The organism is Paludibacter sp., from assembly GCF_009712605.1.
In the GTDB taxonomy this organism is placed as follows: domain Bacteria; phylum Bacteroidota; class Bacteroidia; order Bacteroidales; family Paludibacteraceae; genus Microbacter.
Window position 1 is genome coordinate 205,088 of sequence record NZ_WASO01000003.1, and the last position, 22,434, is coordinate 227,521.

Consider the following 22,434-nt stretch of genomic DNA (forward strand, 5'->3'; position numbering starts at 1 on the left):
TGATTGTTATGATGCAAAGGTACTATGTCGGAGAAGGCTAGAGGTAACATAATTCAGTAGAATAGTTGCACATTTAAGCAATCATCGGTTTTGACTTGTTTTTTGTATTTAATTCGGGAGATGCAGAGTTCTTTTTGCTGATCCGACGTGTGTGATAGGTTAAGGATTAATGACACTATTCTATTCATTGCTGGCAAAGTTTTACGAAATGGCACTGCATCCTGTAGTCGAAAATCGCTATCTTTGTAAGCTTGTCCGTTTCGTTCAGATAAACAATGATTGACCAAATTACAGTAGACAAAATTATCAATGCTGCCCAGATAGTTGAGGTGGTATCCGATTTTGTGACCCTGCGTAAACGTGGGGTTAACTACCTTGGCTTGTGTCCGTTTCATGACGAACGAACGCCTTCGTTTAGTGTTTCTCCGGCCAAAGGTATTTGCAAATGTTTCAGTTGTGGTAAGGGTGGCAATGCAGTCAACTTTATCATGGAGCATGAGCAGTTGTCGTACTATGAAGCGCTGAAATATCTTGCAAAGAAGTACCATATCGAGGTTATCGAAAAGGAACTTTCTGCCGAAGAGATTGCTCAGAAGAACGACAGGGAGAGTATGCTGGCGCTCAATAAATATGCCCAGGGATATTTCTCAAATATTCTGCATCATTCGCCTGAAGGTAAAAATGTGGGGATGTCCTATTTTCACGAGCGTGGCTTTAGAGAAGATATTATCAAGAAATTCCAGCTCGGATATAGCCTCGACCAGCGGGATGCTTTTTCGGCAGAGGCTTTGGGTAAAGGCTACAAGAAGGAGTTTCTGGTAAAAACGGGACTTTCTATTGAACGGGACGGTGGCAAAATATATGACCGCTTTTGGGGCAGGGTGATGTTTCCTGTACATACACTTTCGGGAAATGTCATCGCTTTTGGAGGGCGTATTCTCAAGAAAGACGAGAAGGCTGCCAAATATGTCAATTCGCCGGAATCGGAGATTTACCATAAGAGTAACGAGCTTTATGGTATTTTCTTTGCCAAGCAGTCGATTGTGAAGCATGATCGCTGTTTTTTGGTGGAAGGCTATACTGACGTGATTTCGATGCACCAGTCGGGCGTGGAGAATGTGGTGGCATCTTCGGGTACCTCATTGACCAAGGGACAGATTCGTATGATTCATCGTTTCACAGAAAACGTGACGGTGATTTACGACGGCGACGCAGCCGGTATCAAAGCCTCGATTCGTGGTATCGACATGCTGCTTGAAGAAGGCTTGAATATCAAAGTGGTACTGTTGCCTCCGGGCGAAGACCCCGACTCATTTGCCAAAAGTCAGAATGCTTCCGATTTTATCGCTTACATAGATGCTCATCAGTCCGATTTTATTCGCTTTAAGACCGGACTTCTGCTTGAAGAGGCAGGAAAAGATCCTATAAAACGTGCAGCATTGATTGGTGATCTGGTACGCAGTATTGCCATCATTCCCAACAGCATTATTCGTTCGGTATATGTAAAAGAGTGCAGCAGCCTGTTGGATGTGGACGAGAAACTGCTTTACGCCGAAATAGGAAAGGTTCATCTTGCAAAACAGGAGCGGGAAGCGGTAGCGCCTGCGCGTGAAACTTCAACTCCAGCTCCTTCTCCGGATGCAGAGTCGATGCCAAATACGGGCAATGAGACTCAGAAACCGGTAAGCTATAAGAATCAGGATGAAGAACGCAACATTATTCGCTATTTGGTACGCTATGGAGATCAGGTGCTCTATTATCTGAAGCCGGATGAAGAAAGTGCAGAAGTGCCGGTCACGGTGGGTCAGTATGTGCTTGATGAGCTTGCGCGGGATAACCTGAAGTTTGAGCATCCGCTCTATGTGAAACTACTTGAGCTATTCGAAAATAACGCTTCCAATCCTGGATTTGTGGCCGAACATTTTTTTGGGCAGCATCCGGATCCGCAGGTAAGTCGTCTGGCAACGGACATGTTGGCTGATAAATACGTGCTAAGTAAGATTCATAGTAAAATGTCCAAGATCGAGGAAGAATCGGATCGCCTGATAGAACTGGTACCTCGCGTGATGTTCGAGTATAAGAATAAATTGCTGCTGGAGACAATGAAAGCTAAAATGTCGGAGCTGAAAAAGGCCAACGAACAGAACGACATTCCGTTGCAGGATAAGTTGATGCAGGAGATTGGAACGTTGAACATTATAAAATCACAGTTGGCCAAGACCTTGGGAGAGAGAATTATTCTAAAATTGTAAATAAATCAATGGAAGGATTGGTAATTAAAAGTACGGGCAGTTCGTATTGGGTGCTTCCTGATGACGGATCGGATGTGTTGGAATGTAAGATTAAAGGTACGTTTCGCACAAAAGGCATCCGCACTACTAATCCGGTAGTGGTGGGCGACAGGGTAGTGGTGGAGGAGAAAGATGGCATTCTTGCGCTGATTACCGGCATTTGCGACCGTAAGAATGTGATTATCCGCCGTGCTTCCAATCTCTCCAAGCAAGGCCATATTCTGGCAGCCAATGTCGATCTGGCTGCTCTGATCATTACTATTAAGCTTCCCGAAACTTCCACGATTTTTATCGACCGGTTTTTAGCTGCCGCTGAATCTTACAGAGTTCCGTCCGTGTTGGTTTTCAACAAAACCGATCTCTATGGGGAGGACGATCTTCGATACCTTGATGCGCTGATTGCTTTGTATGAAAATATCGGGTACAAATGTTTCCGCATTTCGGCGCTGAACCGGGAAGGAATTGAGGAATTGAAGTCGGAACTGCAAGGCAGGATCACTCTGCTTTCAGGAAATTCGGGCGTGGGAAAATCAACACTTTTGAACGTGTTACAGCCCGATGTAGAGGTGAAAACCGGTGATATTTCGGGGTATCATAACAAGGGAATGCATACCACCACGTTTTCCGAAATGTTGCCATTGCCCGAAGGTGGTTTTATTATCGATACTCCGGGGATCAAAGGTTTTGGTTTGCTGGAGGTTACACCCGAAGAGGCCGGACACTATTTTCGTGAAATCTTCGAGACCTCTCAACATTGCAAATTCTACAACTGTACCCATACACACGAGCCGGGCTGCGCTGTTATTGAGGCAGTAGAAAATCTGGCTATTAATCCCTCACGTTATCATAGTTATCTGAGTATTATCGAGGAAATTACGCAGGGGAAGTATCGGTAACCAATCAATTCGACGGCTTGAAATTGGCTCCGATATAATCACCGATTCCGAATTTTTTCTTCATCACCGGTTTGTCGGTTTGCCGTACCTGTTTGTGGATTTCAAGCGGTTGTTTCTTTTGCACCATATTGGTAAGGAACTCTTCTATTTCTCCAATATTTGAAGTCATAGGTGTCTGGGCAATTTCATGCGCGGCATTCTCAACATCGTAGAAATAATAAGGACTTTTCAGTTTGTCAAACTGTTCCGCCAGATTTTTCGACCCGTAGAAACCAAATTTGAGAATTCGTACTTTGTTGTAAGGTACATTGCTGTCCGCATCTCCGTGAAAGAACTGTATGGGAGACGGCTGCTTGTCCCAGTGTAAAGCTCCTTTGGTACTGAAGATGGCTCCGGCAAAGGAGATCACGCCAGCATACCGAAAATTTTCCGGAAGCTTTTTAATTAATTCGTTCCCCGAACAGAGGTAATATTCGGCCTGGAGAACAGAAACGGCTCCGGCGCTAGATCCGTTGATAACGATGTTGTTAGGTTCAATTTTCCAGTCGTTGGACTTGTTCAAAATAAACCGGGTGGCGTCATAAAGATCGGCAACTGCCGTATCAATCGCATTTTCGAGAAGGTGCGGGAATTCCAATTTCCTTACCTTTTCTCCTTTACGCATACGCTCGGCGACGGGTTTCAACCCCAGACGATAGTCAATGGAAAAAACAGAATAGCCTTTTTCTGCCATTTTTTCAAAATAAGCGGTATATCCTTTCCAATCGCGATGACCGCCGACAAACCCACCTCCAAACATGAAAAGCAGACAGGGTTTGTTACTCTTTGAACTGTCCTGTATCGCCTCGTAGCGATCAAGACGTAGGGTATCGGCACCTTTGATGGCATAAACAAAGGTAGTCTTCGTTACCAGAGCAAAAGCCGTTGCAGTGAAGAATAACGAAACGATTGAGACAAAGAAAATACGTTTCATAGGCAAAAGATTAATTAATCAATGCGCTTCCAGCCAGTTTTGTCCGACGCCAACATCCACTTTCAGAGGAACGGAAAGTGATAAGGCGCTTTCCATTTCGCGGGTCACGATGCTTTTTACGATGTACAGTTCATCGTGTACCACGTTGAAGTTCAATTCGTCATGTACTTGCAGAATCATCTTCGAGCGTAGTTGTTCTTCACGGAACCGACGACTGATATTGACCATTGCAATTTTGATGATGTCGGCAGCTGTTCCCTGAATCGGCGCATTGACGGCATTTCGCTCGGCAAAACCACGCACGTTGGCGTTGTGCGAATTGATATCCGGCAAATAGCGTTTGCGGTGTAGCAAGGTTTCTACCCAGCCGTCCACACGAGCCTTCGCGATGCAATTATCCATGTACTCTTTTACTTGAGGATAAGTGGCAAAATAACCGTCAATCAGCTCTTTGGCTTCGCCGCGGGGAATGCCCAGGCGGTCGGAAAGACCGAAAACGGAAATGCCGTAAATGATTCCGAAATTGGCAGTCTTGGCTTTACGACGCATGTCGGAAGTAACCTCCTCCAGCGGAAGATGATATATTTTGGCTGCGGTTGCCGCATGAATATCTTGTCCTGATTTGAACGCGTCAATCATATTGGCATCCTGACTCAGATGCGCCATAATGCGGAGTTCGATCTGTGAATAGTCGGCAGATAAGAAATGGCAATCGGGTTCGGCGATGAAAGCCTTTCGGATCTCTTTACCCTGCTCATCGCGGATAGGAATGTTTTGCAGGTTCGGATTGCTCGAACTGAGGCGTCCGGTAGCAGCTACAGCTTGGTTGAAAGACGTGTGAACCTTGCCTGTTTTCGGGCATATAAGAGCCGGTAGAGCATCGATATAGGTGCTCAGTAGCTTTTTTAGGCCGCGATATTCAAGGATTTTCTCCACAACAGGGTGCTTCCCTCTCAACGATTCCAGAATCTCTTCATTGGTAGAGTATTGTCCTGTTTTAGTCTTCTTGGCTTTTTCGATTATCTTCAGACGGTCAAACAACACTTCGCCCACCTGTTTGGCCGAGCTAATATTGAACTCCATCCCGGCCATGGTGTGCACCTCTTTCTCAATGTTCAGCATGTCGTTCGTCAGAATTTCGGACGACTGTCTCAATGCAACATCATCGAGTAGTACACCGTTTTGTTCCATTTCCGCCAGCACCCGCATCAAAGGCATCTCAATATCGAAGAGCAAGGATTCCAGACCGTTTTCTTTTATTTTCGGTTCGAGTTGTTGTTTCAGACGGAAAGTGATGTCGGCATCTTCGGCAGCGTAATCGGTAATCTTTTCGAGAGGAACCTGACGCATAGTGAGCTGATTTTTTCCTTTAGGGCCAATCAGTTCGTCAATATGGATGGTTTTGTAGGAGAGCATAATCTCCGCCAGATAGTCCATGTTGTGGCGCAACTCAGGTTGCAACAGGTAATGGGCAATCATGGTGTCGAAAAGCTTCCCTTTGATCTCAACGCCGTAGTTGGCCAGCACCAGCAGGTCGAATTTCATGTTTTGCCCGATCTTCTCAATCGCTTCATTGGCAAAGAAAGACTTGAATTCATCCACTATTTGCTGCGCCTCTTGCTGGTCGGCCGGTACGGGCACGTAGTATGCTTCGCCCTCTTTCCAGGCAAACGACATGCCCACCAGTTTGGCAGAGAACACATCCAGCGAATCGGTTTCGGTATCGAAGCAGACGGAGCTTTGTTGTGAAAGATTCTTTATCAAAGCATAACGTTCCTCAGCCGTAGAAGCTGACTGGTACGTATGGGGGGTATTTGCAATCGTTGCCAGATGACTGTAAGCCGATGCAGTTACTTCAATTTCATGTGTTTCTGGATTTACGTCGCCGAAGAGAGACGTCTGTTGCGTGTCTACTTTGGGGGTATTTTTGCTTGTTGGTGTTTGGGTCGCCGATAAATTTTTGCGGGTAAGGAGTGTCCTGAATTCAAGATCAGCATAGAGTGCTGCGAGTTTTTCTTCGTCAGGTTCTTCCAGCACCAGCGATTCCTCGTGCAGTTCAATAGGCACATCTATTTTGATAGTTGCCAGAAAGCGAGAAAATTCGATCTGTTCTTTATTGTTTTCAATTTTGTCTTTGATTGCACCTTTCAGCTTATCTGTATTTTGAAGCAGGTTTTCAATACTACCGAATTCCTTGAGCAGTTTTACGGCCGTTTTTTCTCCTACGCCCGGGCATCCGGGAATATTGTCCGAAGCATCGCCCATCAGACCGAGCAAGTCGATGACTTGTTCATGACTGTCGAGGTCGAATTTTGCTTTCACTTCTTCAGGTCCCATGGTTTCAAATCCTCCCGAATGTTTTGGGCGGTACATGAAAATATGGTCAGACACCAGCTGTCCATAATCTTTGTCAGGAGTCATCATAAATACATCGTACCCGGCAATTTCTGCTTTCTTTGCAAGTGTACCGATCACGTCATCGGCCTCAAAACCGGCCACCTGAAGAACCGGAATGCGGTAGGCTTCGACGATTTCTTTGATAATGGGAACGGCTTTGCGAATGTCTTCCGGGGTCTCTTCCCGTTGTGCTTTGTAGTGTTCATAGGCTTCGTGGCGAAAAGTTGGTCCCGACGGATCGAACACAACGGCTATATGCGAAGGAGTTTCGCGTTTCAACACATCTTCCAGTGTATTGACAAATCCCAGGATGGCAGAGGTGTTCATTCCTTTGGAATTGAAACGCGGGTTTTTGATAAAAGCGTAATATGCTCTGTATATTAGTGCGTAAGCGTCGAGAAGGAATAGGCGCTTTGACGTATCGTTAGGGTTGTTTTCCATGTGTGGAGTTATAATTATAATTTATCCCGATAGCTATCGGGGTTACGATTTACGATTGAAACCTGTTGTTACAGATTCCATTTTCAAATCTTCAAATGATCAAGGTTTGTATCCCGACTGTTCCAGTATTTCCTGATAGTTGTTGTTGGCCATCAGTTCGGGAAGCGTTACTTTGGTGTGACGGTCCATGTATTGCTTTATGACTTGCCAGCCTATCCAGATTCCCACACGTCCCGGCGATTCCTGCGAAACGGCGGAGGTAAACGGAGCATCGTTCAGGTAAGCAGTAGAAAGCATCGGGTCGGAGCTGAACAGTTGACGGTTGTCCATAATGTTGAGCCACATCGATTTTTCGTTGTCCTTGCACCATTGCATCTGGGCTTTGGTGTAACCCATCAACACGTCAGGCTGTTCGTTGGGCATCAGCACCGAAAGCACGAACATGATTTTTCCACGGGATAGCATGTTGTCCAGAAATTTATCGGAGTAAGGTTGCTGGAATTCAGTCATCAGGAAAGCCGTTACGAAGTCGGGAGCTACCTTTTCGCGACGCATGTTATAGCGAAGATAATCGTACACGCCGGCTTTTTGGTAACCATAGTATTTTTCTCCAAGATAATTATCAACGCTCAGCGAAATGATGTTTTCATCCACCACCAACGATTGGTTGAACATGGATACGTGCAGGTAGAGTTGCGGAATTTTCTTATCAGGGAAAAAGTAGTGAATGCGCTTGAAGGCATCGGTTACTTTGGCCTGAATATCAGAAATATCTGCATATTGCCTGAGCGATTCGCGAAATACACCTCTCACGACCGTATCCTTCAGAAACATTTTGGACAGTGCAAGCATCTGGTCGTTATCACCCTTGTTGAGCTGCATGATTTTGCTGAAATAAAGATCAACGTAGGCCGATCCGTATTTTTGTTTCAGGCTCTCAATGGCTTCTTTTACATGTGTAGTGTCCTGTGCATACAGATCCTTGTCAAAGCGGTGGATAGGCACATTGAGAGAAATTTTATCGACATCTACGTCGAACCGTCCATGATGTTTGCACCCGGTGAGCACTAATATTGCACAAATAAAGGGGATCAATAATTTATAACGATGCATGATAGAATGAACTTTTAATCGTTTAAGTGTTCGTTTTTATGGAAGTGCCACTTCTGCTATAACGGGATAGTGGTCTGAATATTTTACATGAGCAACCCGCGATGAGATAGGGCGGAAAGATGGATCCACCATGATGTAATCGATACGGAATGGAAACAACTTGTGGCTGTAGGTGTTGCCATATCCGGTTCCCACGGTGGCATATGTGTCCAGCAAATCTTTTTTGATTTTAGTGTAGGTATACGATACCGGTACGTCATTAAAATCGCCGCAAACCACAACAGGGTAGGGCGATTCGGCGATTGTTTTTGCCACGATGTCGGCTTGTTTTGCCCGGACATTATAGGCTTCGTTCATTTTAGAGGAGAACTTCAGAACAACATCCCGGAACAGGTGTGAATTGAAGTCTCCCACAAGATCTTCATAGTGCTTTCGTTCGTCCATCGTAAACTTATACGATTCCATATGATGGTTGAAAATGCGTATTGTTTTGGAATTAACGGTTATATCGGCATAAATTGTCATGTAGTAACCTTTCGAAAACTGGCAAATTCCTTTGTAATCGATAGGATACTTTGAGAAAATGGCAAGACCTTCGCCAAAAGTCTCTTCCGAAACAGAATAATGAATGAAATGATAGGGGTATTTCCGGAGTCCTTTCAGCACGTTCTTTTCGGTGGTTTTTCCCGACTTGTTGTAAACATAAAACTCCTGAAAACAAACAACATCCGGATTCTTTCTGTTTACAAAATTAAGCAGGCTGTCCATCGTACTTTTTTTGGAAGGAGAGAACTGGCGGAATGCGTCAATATTGTAGGTCATTACCTTGAGTTTGGTGACTTCCTCATTTACTGAAGGCTTGATCAGGTGAATCGGGAACGTATTGCATATGTTGTTGATACAAAGAAAACTGGCTACTAAAGAGATGAAAAGAGCTTTCCATTTTCTGCAAAACAGCCAGAAGAGCATGAAAGCGAAGTTAACAGCCAGAATGAAAGGGAAGAAAAGCCCGAAATAAGCGAATACCAACCAGTGAGCGGGACTCACCATGGTAGTCAGTTTGCCGAGCAGCATGGCAGCAGCGGCAATAACGTTTAAAGTAACAAATAGTATTTTGATGCTTTGTCTCATGAAATCGGCAATTGTTCAAACGGGGAATTGTTGAAGCTGGATAATCTGAAGTTTAAAGAGTAATTACCCTCTGTTTTTACATTCTCAAATTAGCTCCGCTGAAAGTTGTTTCCCACATTTTCAAATTGTTATTTGTTACTGCGGTCGAATAAAGTCTTTTTTTCGTCGCCGGAAAGGCTGCCGTATCCCGAACGCTTTATCTTCTCGAGAATGCGGTTCAGTTCTGCGTCGTTATCCCGTTTCTCCTGACGGTATTCTTTATCTGTTTTTGGACGGGTGCCTGTCACTTTGAACTTGCGGGGTTTCCGTTCGAACAGCGAAATTATTCTGTCAATAAAAAGATTGAACTGCCGTGTGATATCTTTGCCGGCTCTCATTCTTTTTGCAAACCCAAAACCGAGCAAAGCGCCTCCGATATGAGCAAGTTCTCCGCCGGCATTGTTTCCTGTAACACTCAGTAAACTAATTAGAAAAGTGATGATGGCAATGTATTTCAGCTTTATTCTACCCAGTAGAAACAAAGATACAACGTAATCAGGAGAATATGTAGCCACAGCAACGATAATTGCCATAATAGAAGCGGAGGCTCCCAATAAAAGAGTACTATCCTTTACCAGAGCAAAATACGGGAACAAATTGAATGCTGCTATGTACACAACAGCACCGGCAATACCTCCGAAGATATAAACTCCGAACAATTGTTTGGGAGAAAAACACAAGAGAAACAGTTGGCCAAATCCGAACAGACACAACATATTAAACAGGATATGCAGAATATCCGTATGCAAAAACATGTAGGTGATTACTGTCCAGGGGCGAATGGCCAGCGCGGTCAGGTTTGAAGGAAGTTCGAGAAACGACAGCCATACAGGAGCTTCAACCGCGCACAATTTCAATACGATAAGTGCCAGTTGGACAACAATGAAAGTGCCAACGTTGACGTAAATCAGTTTTTTCAGCATGGTAGCCTGCTGAAATGAACGGTTAAAATCGTTTATCAGGGACATGGTTAGAAAAAATTATTTCTGTTTCGTGCCGACCGTTTCCACACCAGAATCAGTATCAGTCCAAATAAGGCACCTCCAAGGTGGGCAAAGTGTGCCACATTATCGCCTGAAAAACTGGCAACGCCCATAAATAGTTCAATAAGAGCATATACGGGAACAAAATACTTTGCTTTGATAGGTATCGGTAGGAAGAGCAACATCATCTTTGCATCGGGAAATACCATGGCAAAAGCAAGCAGGATACCGAAAATAGCTCCTGAAGCCCCTACAGTTAAGGGTTCAATGCCTCCAAAGTTTATATTTGTGATGGCACTTCCTATTTGTGGGTAGATACTCAGACTCCACATCACTTCCTGAGTGAGTGCCGCCCCTATTCCTGTAAAAATGTAAAAAAACAAAAAACGTTTGCTACCCCATACCTGTTCCAATACCGGACCGAACATGAAAAGACCGAACATGTTAAAAAAGATATGATCGAACGATGCATGCTGGAACATGTAGGTGAGTAGTTGGTATGCATGAAAGTCTTTCGATTGCCAGTAATGCAGGCCCAATGCCGTGTTTACATCGATGTTTGCAGCGCCCGGAAGTACTACACTGGCAAGCCAAAATAAGAAATTTATGACCAGTAAATTGAGAATTACCGGCGGAAATGAAGGCGAAATGGACGATTTATAGTCTGTCATAATAGAAAATTTGGAACAAAAATAGAGAAAAATGAGCCCCTTTTATGCTTTTAAACATGTTTTTTGGATAAACTCAATCTTTTTTTGTAAAAAAAAGGTTGTTGAGTTGTTTTGTTAAGGGAATGTTTTATCTTTGCAAACAATATTTGGGATTTGACCCGCTGTTTTCTAACCATTTTAAAACTACAAGTATGAATAAAGGTGAATTAGTTAATGCTATTGCTGCTGAAGCCGGCTTAACAAAAGCTGATGCTAAAAAAGCATTGGATGCAACTGTTGGTGCTATTACCGCTGCTTTAAAAGGTGGTGACAAAGTTAGCCTGGTAGGTTTTGGAACTTTCTCTATTGTTCAAAAGGAAGCTCGCAAGGGAATCAATCCAGCTACTAAAAAACCTATTGACATTGCAGCTAAAAAAGTTGCTAAATTCAAAGCCGGTGCTGAATTGGCTGAAGCAGTTCAATAGTCTTTACCGAAAACTTACAATAGAGGCTGGCCGATATGTATCGGACAGCCTTTATTTTTTTCGTTACCTGCTCTATTCTACAAGTAAAAATGGTGTCATTTAGTGAAAGAACGCATCCAGTTTTCGCACTGAATCACTCATACAGAATACTATAACGTGGTCATTCGCCTGAATGGTGGTATTCCCGTTTACGGTAATTCCTTTGCCATCACGGATAAGACCGCCAATATTCACATTGTTTGGCAAATCAAGATCTTTTACGCTGCTCTGCGTCACTTTCGATCCCTCTTTGACGACAAATTCCATTACGACAGCTTCCACGTTTGTCAGACATTTCACATTCGAAATATTGGCATTCAGTGTAAGCTGGTATATATGACTTGCCGTGAGCAGTTTCTTGTTGAGAATGGCGCCAATGTCCAGACTTTCAGACATGGGGATGTATTCGATATTCTCAATTTCCGCAATCGTTTTTTTGATGCCGAAACGTTTTGCTACAGAACAAGCCAGAATGTTTGTCTCTGAGTTATCAGTCAGCGCAACAAAGGCATCCATATCTTCAATATCTTCTTCCTTCAGAAGTTCCACATCACGGCCATCACCATTGATGACCAATATGTTGTTCAGTCTCTCTCCAAGTGCGTGACTTTTGTCTTTGTCAATCTCTATCAGTTTCACGCGCATGTGATCTGGTAGTTGAGCGGCCGTACATTCAGCAATGCGGCTTCCTCCCATTATCATGATGTTCTGAACTTCATATTCCACTTTCCCTGCCTGTTTGCGTACAAAATCGAGTTCTTCGGGCGAGGTAATGAAGTACACTAAATCGTTTGGCAGAACCTGATCGCTTCCTTTTGGAATAATGGTTTGATCCGGGCGTTTGATGGCAACTACCCGGTAACGGGCGTGATCGAAATATCCGGACGAGAACTGTTTGTTAACAATTTCCGCATTCGAGCGTACCTTGATTCCAACCAGTAACATAGTTCCGTTCTCAAAAGCCATGTATTCACGAAGCCAGGTTGCTTTCAGAGCGTTAATGATCTCTGCGGCAGCCAGATGCTCAGGATAAATCATGGAACTGATTCCGAGTTTATGGAAGAAATCTTTGTTTTCCGGTAGCAAATATTCACTGTTGTCAATACGCGACAATGTCTTTTTTGCACCCAGTTCGGAGGCTAACACGCAAGCCGTTATATTTTCCGTTTCGGAAGGAGTAACAGCCACAAAAAGATCCGCGTTTTCCACTCCGCTTTCTTTCAAACTGGCAATTGAGATGGCTTTCCCCGCTACTGTTTTAATATTTAATGCGGTTTTGAGTTGCTTCAGCTTTGCTTCATTGGCATCCAGTACCGTTATGTCCTGACTCTCCTGAGAGAGAATCTTGGAGAGATGGGAACCGGTTTCTCCAGCGCCTGCAATGACTATTTTCATAGTGTAATGTGGTTTGAATGTCGGAGTTTACATCTAAGCATCTTTTCTTCTCAATGAAGAGAGGTGGAAAAATGTAATGCCGAATCAATGGTTATTTTGGTTAGGTATTGGCTACAAAGTTACTCATTTTCCACGCTTAATGCAAAATCGATGAGAGAAGGATATGCGAAATCGGCAAGTGAAGCATAGGCTGGAGATTCTTTTTTTATTAGCACAGTGGTCATGCCCAGCTGTTTGCCAAATTCGATGTCACTTTTGCTATCGCCAGCCATGATGCTCTGAGAAAAATCTATTTCCGGGAAATCTTGTTTTGCCTGCAAAGCCATTCCTCCGTTGGGTTTTCGACAGGGATGATCCTCATGCAGCGCTGTGCAGTAATAGATCGCGTCGATGTGTCCTCCATGTTCTTTGATACCGGATAGCATAAATTCGTGAATCGCGTGCAGGGTCTCTTCGTTCAGCTTGCCTTTGCTCACGCCCCGCTGATTGGTAACGATAATGATGCGATTGAATCGTTTCGAAAGTATGGCCAACGCTTCGGACACTCCCGGCAGAAACTCGAACTCGTCTATGTTTTTTACATAGTCATTGGGACGGTGAACATTGATTACACCATCCCGGTCGAGAAACAGAAATTGCTTCTCTTTTAATTTATTGCCGGTATTTCCCATTGTGCTTTTTCATAATCGGAAGGAATTCCGATGTCGATGAAGTAGGCATCTTCGACATATCCTCCAACGTTGTTTTTATTGGCTTCAACGACAAGGTAATCCTGTTCGAGAGAAAATTTATCAGGCATCTTTTTAAGAGCCTCTTTGTTCAACACGAACACACCTCCGTTGATGAGCCCGTTTGTACAAAATTGTTTTTCGCGGAATGCGGTAATATATTTTCCATCCAGCGTTACGCTTCCATAGCGGTCGAAATCATACATTGGTTTCAGGCCAAGTGTAACGGAACAACCGCTTTCCTGATGAGTCTTGAATAACTCACGTATATTTAACGAGAAAAGCGTGTCGCCGTTAACTACCAGTGCTTTATTATCAGTGACTTTCTCCAAGGCAAATTTAACTCCACCTCCTGTTCCGAGCGGTTCTTCCTCAACGACAATTTCAACTTCCAGCGGCGTACTGAAGGAGTGCAACCACTCTTCTACCAGTTCGTGTCTGTAGCCGAGCGATAGAATCACTTTGCTGATACCACCTTTATGCAGATAGTCGAACAGGTAGGCCAGAAAGGGAAGTTCCCGTATCGGAGCCAGACATTTAGGCCGGTCGTTGACCACGCTTTGTAACCGGGTACCAAATCCGCCGGCAAGGATTATACATTCCATAATATTGAGTCGACAGTAGTCGATGACTGTTGATTTCGAAAAATGATTATTTGTTGAATCAGATACAATTTCATTTGCACTTTGTTTCTATCCGAAAAGTTGCTCTTCAACTAACTGGCAAATGATGTGTCCAACTGTGATATGAGCCTCCTGAATGCGCGGAGTGTCATTGCTCGGAACCCCAATCCAAAAATCGGACAGAGGAGCCATTTTTCCTCCTTTTTCGCCGGTTAGTCCAACTGTGGTTACCCCTTTTTGACGGCAAACCTCAAATGCCTTGACAATGTTTTCGGAACTCCCCGAAGTGGAAATGCCTACCAGCACATCTCCAGTGGCAAACGAACTGGCAATTCGCGCGTAGGCCTCGTTGTATCCGTAGTCGTTCGCAACGGCGGTGAGGTAAGAGGTGTTGCAGTGCAAGGCTTCCGATGGAAGGATAGGGCGGTCTATGTAAAACCGGCCGGAGAACTCTGCAGCCAAATGTTGCGCGTCGGCGGCGCTGCCTCCATTGCCACAAAAATAGACACGGTTGCCATTTCGGAAGGCCTCGGTCATTATTCCGGCTATCCGGACGATGGCATCCGTTATTACCGCATCATCCGCAATCGCTTCTTTGACCCTGGCAGAGGTCTGTAATATATGTTGTATTTTAGAAATCATTTTTGTTATTTATCCTTCCTACTCTCAACTCTTAACTCTTAACTCATTTATAATTCACCATTAATAATTATCTCAGATGCTCCATGTATAGAGGCCATCATCAACAAATGTATAACGCACGATATGACCTTCAAACTTGTTCAATACTTTTTCTACGCCGTATTTGGCATTGTCGGGACAGTAGAACATCATAAAGCCGCCACCACCCGCACCTGATATTTTTCCTCCCAAAGCGCCTGCTTTTTTGGCTTCCGTGTAAAGCTCTTCTATCATCGGGGTGCTGATGCCGTGTGCCATCTGTCGCTTATAGGCAAAACCCTCGTCTAAGATATGGCCAATGTCGTGTATTTTGCCCGTCAGCAGGGCATTTTTCATGTCCAGCGCTTGTTGTTTCAGCTTGTGCATAGCTTCGACGGAGTGTTTATTATTACTTTTGACGTTCTTTTGCTGTTCTTCGATGATCGCTGACGAATAACGGCTTTGGGCAGTATAATAGAGCAACATGTTGTGTTCCAGTTCGCGCAGGTATTTGTGCCCGATGCGCAGGGGATTCACAATGACCTTATCATCGGCAAAAAACTCCATGTAGTTAACGCCTCCGAAAGTAGCGGCGTACTGATCCTGCTTGCCACCTGCCATTCCCAGATCGACGCGTTCTATATCGTAGGCCAGACGGGCAATCTCGTAACTCCCCAACGGTAGCTTGAACCATTCGACGAAAGCTCCGATAATGGCCACGGCCAGCGTTGACGACGTACCTAAGCCCGACCCCGCGGGAGCATCCACAAAAGTGCTGAGCCGGAATCCGTGATGCTGGCGCATAAAATCCTTGCGGATACGTTTGTAAATGCCTTTGTGTAATGGAAGCAGGCTGTCAATTACAATTTCGTCATCAAGGCTCAGTTCCACGTATTCATTACGGTCGAGGGCTTCCAGAATAACTTTTGGCTGCTTGAGGGGTTCTACCGTGGCGTGAGCGTAAAGAGAAATGGTGGCATTCAGGATTGCGCCTCCGAACAGATCAGAGTAGGGACTTACGTCGGTACCTCCTCCGGCCAGACCGAGACGAAGAGGTGCTTTAGAGCGATGGAGCATAGAGAATAAATAAAATGTGCCTTAGAGATATTGTTTAATAATATTCTAAGGCACAAAAATAGGGAAAATATCTTCAGGTTTGTTATGTCGTATTTATTTAAAAGAACATCAGTTTTTTGTCCCAGAGAGACTAATGATTAAGAGTCCCGCATGCAGAGTAGGAAAATTATGCAACCAATCCTGAACAAGGAATCAACGGTCAACGACCAAAGGAGTTAACAGGACGAAGAGACGATAAGACATCTTAATGAATAACTAAACAGCCATTCCTTCAGAAAATTATGTTGTTTTTAGTAGTGGGTCAGAATCCCCCGTTTGCGGAGGGTGATCATACAGCTGGTGGAGTTGCCGTAAAGCTTTCCGAAGTCTGCTGCCAGAGAACAACCTGCCTCCAGCCCGTAGAAACGGGGGAACGATTTGTGTACTTCTAGTAGCAGAGAAGTATTTCTGATCATGGAAGGGAAAGGGGCGTAATAAGCTCCGTAGTTCTTACTGAAGGAGGCCAACAGCAGATAGCTGTATCCAGACAGTTCTCCTTCAGCTCCGAAATGATGTACCTGCACCCGGCTGTTCAATGTATAAATCATACCGTTTTGGTTATAAAAAGGAGAAGATATAAAAGGTGTTCCGATTGTCCGGTTAAAATAGTTCCACCCCGATTGATAAAGAAAATTCGCAAAATAATCATCACTACCACCATATACGATTCCATCTTTATCATGAAAAGGACCTGACTGGTCGGTGGTCCGGAGGTACTCATAAAGAATACCCTTTAGGAAACGGAACCGTTCTGTTCGCAATGTAACCCCCCACAATCCGTCCGGGGCATTCATCGTAGTGCCGATTAATTCAATGGGACCGTCTTCCGAAATATTTTGCCAATAGGCACTTAAATTGACCACTCCCAGTCGGGCTTCCAACTTCAGATTTTGTGAAATAATGTGGTTGCCGAGGGCATTTATCCGATCTCCTTCATTTGCTGTCGCTCCACCACTCTCACCAGTTACTATTCGGATAAAATCACCGAATCCCTCCGGTTGTCTTCCCTGATCGGCGTTGTAACCGCCCCATTGTGCCACATGATCGATGCCGTATGAAACATGTATTGGCAACCGGCCTCCGACCCTGAAGTATCCGTAGAGGTGGTGCAGGTAAACTCCCTTCATATAGGTGTTGTCGGTAAACCAACCGTGGGCAATAGCCCCTTTCACCTCCAGCAATCCGAAAGTGTAGGGTAGGGGAGTGAAGTGTTCTATGCCGGCCGTTATTTTTGGCATGGGGCGTGCATTCTTTGAAAAGAGGATTCCACCGCACGACAATACCGAATCCTGACAGCCCGGGTATTCTTCCCTTTGGCCGAACACCAGGTCTAATGCCGACAGTTTTCCCTGCACATAAAGTTCCTGAAACCGGGCATCGGTTTGTTTGTAGTCGGTTTGCAGTAACAAGGTCGCTTTGTAGCCGTATTTTAATAGTTGCGGAGCATTACCCGGTTCTTTGCAGACTCCGACAAGAATGTTGGTGCTATTAGGAGAAGAGAGCACTGAGCCGTATCGGATACTTTGTTGCCAGAAAGGAGCATACTTACCGGACGAAGTGAGAGTCATCAGTTGTAGATCGTACTGCAGGCTATCCTTTTGCGCAAATAAAGGAGTGATAGCGTATAAAATAAAAAGCAGAAAGCTAAGTCGTTGTTGCATTTGAGTAATTAGTAACAATAAGTACCAGGTATTTTACCTGCATAAGCAGCTTGTACTCTTTCCCGTCGTTATGGTGTAAAGCTCCAGAAGCTGTTCACCAGTCCGTTATCATCTTCTCCAAGTCCCAGATAAACGGTTCCGTTGATGGTAAATGCCACTGCGTTCTCCCTTTTTCCGTTGGGTATCTCTCCCCGGTCGATCCACTGGTTTGCAGACGGATCATACTCTTTTACATCTGCCCGGAGATATTGGTTGGCGGTAACCGAACCTCTCCAGTAACGACCGGCACACACGAAATAACGATCGCCTACCGCAATGGCAAGGGTATTTTGTCGTCCATGGTCGGGCATGGGTTGTCGTTGTTTCCAGCTATCGGTCCCAGGGGAATATTCCCACCAGTCGTTATAACTCTTGCATTGGTATCCGGTTCCGAAATAGCAATGGTTGTCTCCGTTACAGGCTACTGCTATTTCACGGCTTTCGCCCATAAACATATTGAGGGGCATCCATCGGTCTTCTGCAGGGAGATATTTCCAGAACTTACAGGTAGAGCCATTACCGTTGAATCCCGAACCGACATAAATTTCATTGTTATAGACAAAGCTGGCGCAGGCATCCGTAAATTTACTCGGGAAGTCTGCCTTACGCGTCCATTGGTCGTAATTCGGATCATATTGCCAGAAGTCGGTAGCATAGTTAGCGCTGTCTGCATATCCTCCTGCTAAACCTAAGTATCCCAGTCCAATATAAGCATATCCGTTTGCTACAGCTGCAATCGCTTTGACCCGTGCTTTACCGGGAAAACTGTTTCTTTTCGTCCAGTTATTGGTTGCCGGATCGTATTGCCAGCAATCGTTGAGGAAAGAGCCGTTGCGGTTGCGTCCTAATGCGACATATCCTTTGCCAGCTATTGCAAAGGCGATGGCCGAGGCTCTCCCGCCATCGGGAATGGTGTTTTTTTGTATGTAAGTGAACGGCATTCTTTCTAATAGCTTTTCATTGTTACAGGCAATGAAAAGCAGGATGGGAATGGCGATATATATAGATAGTCTGAGAAATTTCATTTTGACACTAATGATAAATAATGGTCAGGATCTAGGGATTATGAACTGGAAATCAGAAGGCAAACATCAATAGAGCAACCAAAGTACTAAAAACTGTGTACTGAATCCTGAATACTCTTCCTCATCTCAGGTTCTGATGTCCTGCCAACAGCCATTCCCGAATCTCCGATTTTTGTTTCCTGGATTCCTCTTTCATGCTGACTTTGAAAAACAACCAGAAATTGAGAGCGGCAAACCAAAGAATAGCCAGAAGCCCACCGGCAAAGCCTCTCATCAGGCTGCCCTTGGTTTTTCCCAGATGTTGTTTTTCGAGAGGATAGGTGGGTGTGTCGATTCCTTCACTCCCGTACTTGGTATCAGTTGTATCCATTTATCAAACTCCCCAAATCTTGAACTGAATGGAGCTTTTTAATATCATTTTTATCAAAGCCATAAAAGGCCGTAAAAGTATAATGTGGATCGATGCTCGGGCATCCTCTATAACCATGATCACCAGTCAGAATAATTCGATATTTATGTAAGCTTGCAATCACGTTTAGAAGAGAAGATAACTTGATATTTGTAAATTTCCAATATGCAAGATAGTGTTTTGGGTTATTGTCTTGATCTTTGAATTTAATTATCGGACTAAATACCATTGGACCATGTGGCATAAGAAGGTGAACATAAACAAATTGTTTCTTTTGAAGATTTGCCCGTAATGTATCAATAAGCGTGTTTAAAATATATTTATTATGATGCTCTACAGGGTTAAAACTTAAAGCTTCAAGGCTTAAGGGCCTGCCTTGTATAGCAGGATATATGGTTTTGTTGACCAGTAATTCTGTAAATGTCTTGGGATAAATATAGAACAGTCTATTGATAGGCTTGCTCTTGCCAAAGTCAAAAATTCCATAATTAATAATGCTAGTGTTTTTTTTACTAAGGCTATCTGCCAGGGTACATTTGATTAGTTTTTCGGTGCCAATCACATTTATTGACATTTTAGAAAAATTTTTCTCATTCGATAAATTGAAATTAAACAGAGAACTCAGGCTGGATATTGTCGAAATCTCGTGTGAAAAAAAATGATTTTTTACGATCCAACCTTTCTTTTTTAAGTTGTTTGAAAAATAATAAAGGCTGCTGTCTTTGAATATTTTGACAAGGCCGTCAGGAGAGTTGTACTCGTCTGTGATAATTAATATTGTTGGTTTATATTCAGAGCAAGCAGATTTAATAGGGATGCATCGATTGGAGATACTGGTTATTTCTTTCGAATGACTGCTGTTTGTGAAAAAAATAAAGATAATTACACAAAAGAGGATGGCAAAAAAAGTATTCTGAATGAATATGTTTTTCCCCCTTTTCAACGCCACTAAAAATTCAAGAGAAAACACAATCAGGCTGACTATTAGTAAAATTACTCGCCCCCTGATTATCACGCTATGAAATTTTTCGTTTTGCCATCGAACTACAAAATCTTCCACATAATACCCAAACCAAAATATAATAAAAGAACTGACAATAAAAATCGAGATTATCTTTAGAAGTAAGTAATTGCTTCGGTATAATTTACTGACGAGCCACTGAATTATCAAAAGTAAGATAACAAATGCAGTGAACTTAATATTGTTGAAGTAGGGAGAACTATATATGTCACCCCAGTTAAACGCAAAATAAGCAAACGTGATGAAGATAACAGAAGGTATATTCTTATCAAACAATTCTGCAAAGAGTTTTGCAACACTCTTTTTTAACCAACGTTCTTTTTCCATAAATATAAAATTCTTTTGGAACCAGGAATAACAGTCTTGTCCATCATTTCAAAGGACTCATTAAATGTTTGAACAAAATTCTCCTCCGTGTAATCATTAAATGTTGATTCTCTGCCCGACATTAATATTTTTACTTTTTCGTCATCACGTGGAATAAATTCAATGATGACGTATTTGCTGCTAAACTTCGATAGCATCTCCGATACCTGATCCATGCTCATATAGCTGCTGATACACAAATGGTGTATTAATGCCAAACATAATACCACATCACATTGAGTGCGTTCAAATAGAGAATCTAACTCTTTGTTCAAAATCCCTAATGATGGGGTCGGTTCGGATAACTCTCCGACAAGGACATTGATATTTTTAATATTTTCATCTACAGTCATTTTTTCAATTAAGTCAACACAGTGTTGATCGCTTTCAATTGCAATAACTTCTTCTGCGAGTTTGGATGAAATTTTGCTAAATTTGCCGGTATTGGCTCCTAAATCCAATACTTTTGTAGGATTGCAATTTGTTAGCCATTGTCTAACGATATTTTCCTTTTCCAGTAAGTATTGTTCAGACTCTATCGTGTTTTTGTAATAGCCCGACCAATGATCGTTATAAGTATAAGGCGTCTCCCATTTTCTAACATTCGATTGGATTAATCTAAATAGTATTTGTAGTTTTGTTGAGTTAAATACTCTTGAGTCAGAAGTCTTATTGTTGATTTTTTGATAGTCAAATTTCGCATGCATGTGTAAGTGCATAAGGCATGTTGTGTTAAACCATGATCGAATTGGCAATTGCTTGCTAACAAAGGCCAATGGTAATCCATGCATATGAGTTTGATACAATCTAGCCCATCTCTGTCCTGAGAAATACATTAAGGCAAAAGGGGCTAATAATTCTTCACAAAACTGTCTGTATGCAATCCAATTATCTCCATCGTTAAAAGAGATAAACGAGCTGGTATCCAATAAAATTGCTCTTCCTTCTTTTAAATAAAAGTTAAATGGAGTAGCATCTTTTAGTATCATGCCATACTGTAAAGCTATGTGGTTTATCTCAAGGCATGTCAGTACTACTTTTCTCCATTGGGAATAAGACCATTCAAAAGGAAAACTTTGAAAGTTAATTTGTTCTGGTAGCAACCGCTTATAAACCGTTGAATCATCCACATCAATCATTACTTCATCGTGAGGGATAAGCAGTCCTTTCTTTATCAATACATGATATAGTCCGGATAGCATGAGTACATCGTAGTCTTTTTTGTACGCTTGAAAAATATACCTGTAGTAAATTCCATTTTTTTCAACGACTCTAGATGTCTTATCCCTATGTGATTTATAATTGGGTTTAATCATGATTTTTAGAGTCGGAATTAATGGACTCTTTTTTCTGTTTTGTGAATACGCTTTTGACTAAGAAAACTATCTTTTTAAAGAAAACCAAAAAAGTTAAAAGGCCTGATAATAGTGCTTGAAATAGTAAACTCCCGGATCCAGGGTCGATATATAAAAATTTCATTTTATGATATATTTGAAAGTATTGATGCAGATATGCTTCTGATATAATTAATTTGCAGTTTTTGTGTTAATAATACGAGCAGTTTTTTTACTGTTGCAGTAATGTAGTCCAATTTTGTAGAAATTGTCAGTAGGGCATGAGTCCCCTAACTATACCATTACCACTCTGCTTCACCCAAAGTGAATAATCATTATCGTATTTTGACTTCGTAAATTTCACTCTATCTTTGTTTTATTTTCTTTACGTTTTACTTTATTCCCTTTGTAGTAAAAGATATTACCACGAAGTACGCAAAGGTAGTCACAAAGTGCATGAAGCATTAAATCAGTATATTATGTTAACTAAACTGTTTTTATTTTTTATAATGTTGCTCTTACGGAGCTTTTGATTTATAAAAATGATGTTTACTACCATAATTAAGCTTCTAAAGGGAGCATTCGTGAGGCTTCAGGGGAGCAATTCCCGATAGCTATC

19 protein-coding genes are annotated in these 22,434 nt (G+C 42.9%); 3 read left to right on the plus strand and 16 right to left on the minus strand.

Annotation, left to right across the window (positions count from 1 at the left end; translation table 11 throughout):
* Nucleotides 1-275: 275 nt before the first annotated feature.
* Nucleotides 276-2,252 carry a DNA primase gene (gene dnaG / locus F8N35_RS04835; protein ID WP_293050223.1) on the plus strand — a complete coding sequence of 659 codons (1,977 nt, stop codon included), beginning with the start codon at nt 276-278 and terminating at the stop codon, nt 2,250-2,252.
* Between the two features lie 8 nt (nt 2,253-2,260).
* Nucleotides 2,261-3,187: a ribosome small subunit-dependent GTPase A gene (gene rsgA / locus F8N35_RS04840; RefSeq protein WP_293050224.1), complete on the plus strand. Its 927-nt coding sequence runs from the start codon at nt 2,261-2,263 to the stop codon at nt 3,185-3,187.
* 4 nt (nt 3,188-3,191) lie between these two features.
* Here the strand turns inward: rsgA and F8N35_RS04845 are convergent, their stop codons facing one another.
* The 6 genes from F8N35_RS04845 to F8N35_RS04870 form a co-directional block, all read right to left on the minus strand.
* Nucleotides 3,192-4,160 (minus strand): alpha/beta hydrolase, encoded by a 969-nt coding sequence (locus tag F8N35_RS04845; protein WP_293050225.1) that lies wholly within the window; start codon nt 4,158-4,160, stop codon nt 3,192-3,194.
* 18 nt (nt 4,161-4,178) lie between these two features.
* The gene (polA, locus tag F8N35_RS04850; RefSeq protein ID WP_293050226.1) at nt 4,179-6,998 is read right to left on the minus strand and encodes a DNA polymerase I; all 2,820 of its coding nucleotides are present in this window, start codon (nt 6,996-6,998) and stop codon (nt 4,179-4,181) included.
* A 99-nt stretch (nt 6,999-7,097) separates the two neighbouring features.
* Nucleotides 7,098-8,111, minus strand: a complete 1,014-nt coding sequence (locus F8N35_RS04855; protein WP_293050227.1) for a hypothetical protein — start codon at nt 8,109-8,111, stop codon at nt 7,098-7,100.
* Nucleotides 8,112-8,147: 36 nt separating this feature from the next.
* Nucleotides 8,148-9,242, minus strand: coding sequence for an endonuclease/exonuclease/phosphatase family protein (locus tag F8N35_RS04860; protein ID WP_293050228.1), 1,095 nt, complete (start codon nt 9,240-9,242; stop codon nt 8,148-8,150).
* Nucleotides 9,243-9,370: 128 nt separating this feature from the next.
* Nucleotides 9,371-10,249 carry a rhomboid family intramembrane serine protease gene (locus tag F8N35_RS04865; RefSeq protein ID WP_293050229.1) on the minus strand — a complete coding sequence of 293 codons (879 nt, stop codon included), beginning with the start codon at nt 10,247-10,249 and terminating at the stop codon, nt 9,371-9,373.
* A 2-nt stretch (nt 10,250-10,251) separates the two neighbouring features.
* Nucleotides 10,252-10,935 carry a rhomboid family intramembrane serine protease gene (locus F8N35_RS04870; RefSeq protein WP_293050230.1) on the minus strand — a complete coding sequence of 228 codons (684 nt, stop codon included), beginning with the start codon at nt 10,933-10,935 and terminating at the stop codon, nt 10,252-10,254.
* Between the two features lie 122 nt (nt 10,936-11,057).
* Here F8N35_RS04870 and F8N35_RS04875 point away from each other — a divergent pair, with 122 nt between their 5' ends.
* Nucleotides 11,058-11,399: an HU family DNA-binding protein gene (locus tag F8N35_RS04875; protein ID WP_262496832.1), complete on the plus strand. Its 342-nt coding sequence runs from the start codon at nt 11,058-11,060 to the stop codon at nt 11,397-11,399.
* A gap of 99 nt (nt 11,400-11,498) precedes the next feature.
* Here the strand turns inward: F8N35_RS04875 and trkA are convergent, their stop codons facing one another.
* The 10 genes from trkA to F8N35_RS04925 form a co-directional block, all read right to left on the minus strand.
* Nucleotides 11,499-12,833, minus strand: coding sequence for a Trk system potassium transporter TrkA (gene trkA / locus F8N35_RS04880; RefSeq protein WP_293050231.1), 1,335 nt, complete (start codon nt 12,831-12,833; stop codon nt 11,499-11,501).
* Nucleotides 12,834-12,952: 119 nt separating this feature from the next.
* Nucleotides 12,953-13,504, minus strand: a complete 552-nt coding sequence (locus tag F8N35_RS04885; RefSeq protein WP_293050232.1) for an HAD family hydrolase — start codon at nt 13,502-13,504, stop codon at nt 12,953-12,955.
* Nucleotides 13,480-14,166 carry a nucleotidyltransferase family protein gene (locus tag F8N35_RS04890; protein ID WP_293050233.1) on the minus strand — a complete coding sequence of 229 codons (687 nt, stop codon included), beginning with the start codon at nt 14,164-14,166 and terminating at the stop codon, nt 13,480-13,482. Before F8N35_RS04890 ends, F8N35_RS04885 begins: the two co-directional genes overlap by 25 nt.
* Nucleotides 14,167-14,253: 87 nt before the next feature.
* Nucleotides 14,254-14,826 carry an SIS domain-containing protein gene (locus F8N35_RS04895; RefSeq protein WP_293050234.1) on the minus strand — a complete coding sequence of 191 codons (573 nt, stop codon included), beginning with the start codon at nt 14,824-14,826 and terminating at the stop codon, nt 14,254-14,256.
* A gap of 72 nt (nt 14,827-14,898) precedes the next feature.
* Entirely contained in the window at nt 14,899-15,921 is a 1,023-nt protein-coding gene (locus tag F8N35_RS04900; RefSeq protein WP_293050235.1) for a dehydrogenase, read from the minus strand.
* A 290-nt stretch (nt 15,922-16,211) separates the two neighbouring features.
* Nucleotides 16,212-17,621, minus strand: coding sequence for a capsule assembly Wzi family protein (locus F8N35_RS04905; RefSeq protein WP_293050236.1), 1,410 nt, complete (start codon nt 17,619-17,621; stop codon nt 16,212-16,214).
* 68 nt (nt 17,622-17,689) lie between these two features.
* Nucleotides 17,690-18,685, minus strand: coding sequence for a kelch repeat-containing protein (locus F8N35_RS04910; RefSeq protein WP_293050237.1), 996 nt, complete (start codon nt 18,683-18,685; stop codon nt 17,690-17,692).
* Nucleotides 18,686-18,806: 121 nt separating this feature from the next.
* Complete coding sequence (locus tag F8N35_RS04915) at nt 18,807-19,055, minus strand: hypothetical protein (RefSeq protein WP_293050238.1); 249 nt, start codon at nt 19,053-19,055, stop codon at nt 18,807-18,809.
* Nucleotides 19,042-20,442, minus strand: a complete 1,401-nt coding sequence (locus F8N35_RS04920) for a sulfatase-like hydrolase/transferase (protein ID WP_293050239.1) — start codon at nt 20,440-20,442, stop codon at nt 19,042-19,044. The genes F8N35_RS04915 and F8N35_RS04920 overlap by 14 nt, the downstream gene beginning before the upstream one ends.
* Nucleotides 20,421-21,797, minus strand: a complete 1,377-nt coding sequence (locus tag F8N35_RS04925; protein ID WP_293050240.1) for a class I SAM-dependent methyltransferase — start codon at nt 21,795-21,797, stop codon at nt 20,421-20,423. Before F8N35_RS04925 ends, F8N35_RS04920 begins: the two co-directional genes overlap by 22 nt.
* Nucleotides 21,798-22,434 lie beyond the last annotated feature (637 nt).

Excerpts from the sequence above, each read along its gene's own strand:
- F8N35_RS04910 (WP_293050237.1), bottom strand. The coding sequence starts at position 18,685 with ATGAAATTTCTCAGACTATCTATATATATCGCCATTCCCATCCTGCTT.
- F8N35_RS04855 (WP_293050227.1), bottom strand. The coding sequence starts at position 8,111 with ATGCATCGTTATAAATTATTGATCCCCTTTATTTGTGCAATATTAGTG.
- F8N35_RS04870 (WP_293050230.1), bottom strand. The coding sequence starts at position 10,935 with ATGACAGACTATAAATCGTCCATTTCGCCTTCATTTCCGCCGGTAATT.
- F8N35_RS04890 (WP_293050233.1), bottom strand. The coding sequence starts at position 14,166 with ATGGAATGTATAATCCTTGCCGGCGGATTTGGTACCCGGTTACAAAGC.
- rsgA (WP_293050224.1), top strand. The coding sequence starts at position 2,261 with ATGGAAGGATTGGTAATTAAAAGTACGGGCAGTTCGTATTGGGTGCTT.
- F8N35_RS04865 (WP_293050229.1), bottom strand. The coding sequence starts at position 10,249 with ATGTCCCTGATAAACGATTTTAACCGTTCATTTCAGCAGGCTACCATG.
- F8N35_RS04860 (WP_293050228.1), bottom strand. The coding sequence starts at position 9,242 with ATGAGACAAAGCATCAAAATACTATTTGTTACTTTAAACGTTATTGCC.
- F8N35_RS04875 (WP_262496832.1), top strand. The coding sequence starts at position 11,058 with ATGTTTTATCTTTGCAAACAATATTTGGGATTTGACCCGCTGTTTTCT.
- dnaG (WP_293050223.1), top strand. The coding sequence starts at position 276 with ATGATTGACCAAATTACAGTAGACAAAATTATCAATGCTGCCCAGATA.
- polA (WP_293050226.1), bottom strand. The coding sequence starts at position 6,998 with ATGGAAAACAACCCTAACGATACGTCAAAGCGCCTATTCCTTCTCGAC.
- F8N35_RS04915 (WP_293050238.1), bottom strand. The coding sequence starts at position 19,055 with ATGGATACAACTGATACCAAGTACGGGAGTGAAGGAATCGACACACCC.
- F8N35_RS04885 (WP_293050232.1), bottom strand. The coding sequence starts at position 13,504 with ATGGGAAATACCGGCAATAAATTAAAAGAGAAGCAATTTCTGTTTCTC.
- F8N35_RS04900 (WP_293050235.1), bottom strand. The coding sequence starts at position 15,921 with ATGCTCCATCGCTCTAAAGCACCTCTTCGTCTCGGTCTGGCCGGAGGA.
- F8N35_RS04905 (WP_293050236.1), bottom strand. The coding sequence starts at position 17,621 with ATGCAACAACGACTTAGCTTTCTGCTTTTTATTTTATACGCTATCACT.
- trkA (WP_293050231.1), bottom strand. The coding sequence starts at position 12,833 with ATGAAAATAGTCATTGCAGGCGCTGGAGAAACCGGTTCCCATCTCTCC.
- F8N35_RS04925 (WP_293050240.1), bottom strand. The coding sequence starts at position 21,797 with ATGATTAAACCCAATTATAAATCACATAGGGATAAGACATCTAGAGTC.
- F8N35_RS04895 (WP_293050234.1), bottom strand. The coding sequence starts at position 14,826 with ATGATTTCTAAAATACAACATATATTACAGACCTCTGCCAGGGTCAAA.
- F8N35_RS04920 (WP_293050239.1), bottom strand. The coding sequence starts at position 20,442 with ATGGAAAAAGAACGTTGGTTAAAAAAGAGTGTTGCAAAACTCTTTGCA.
- F8N35_RS04845 (WP_293050225.1), bottom strand. The coding sequence starts at position 4,160 with ATGAAACGTATTTTCTTTGTCTCAATCGTTTCGTTATTCTTCACTGCA.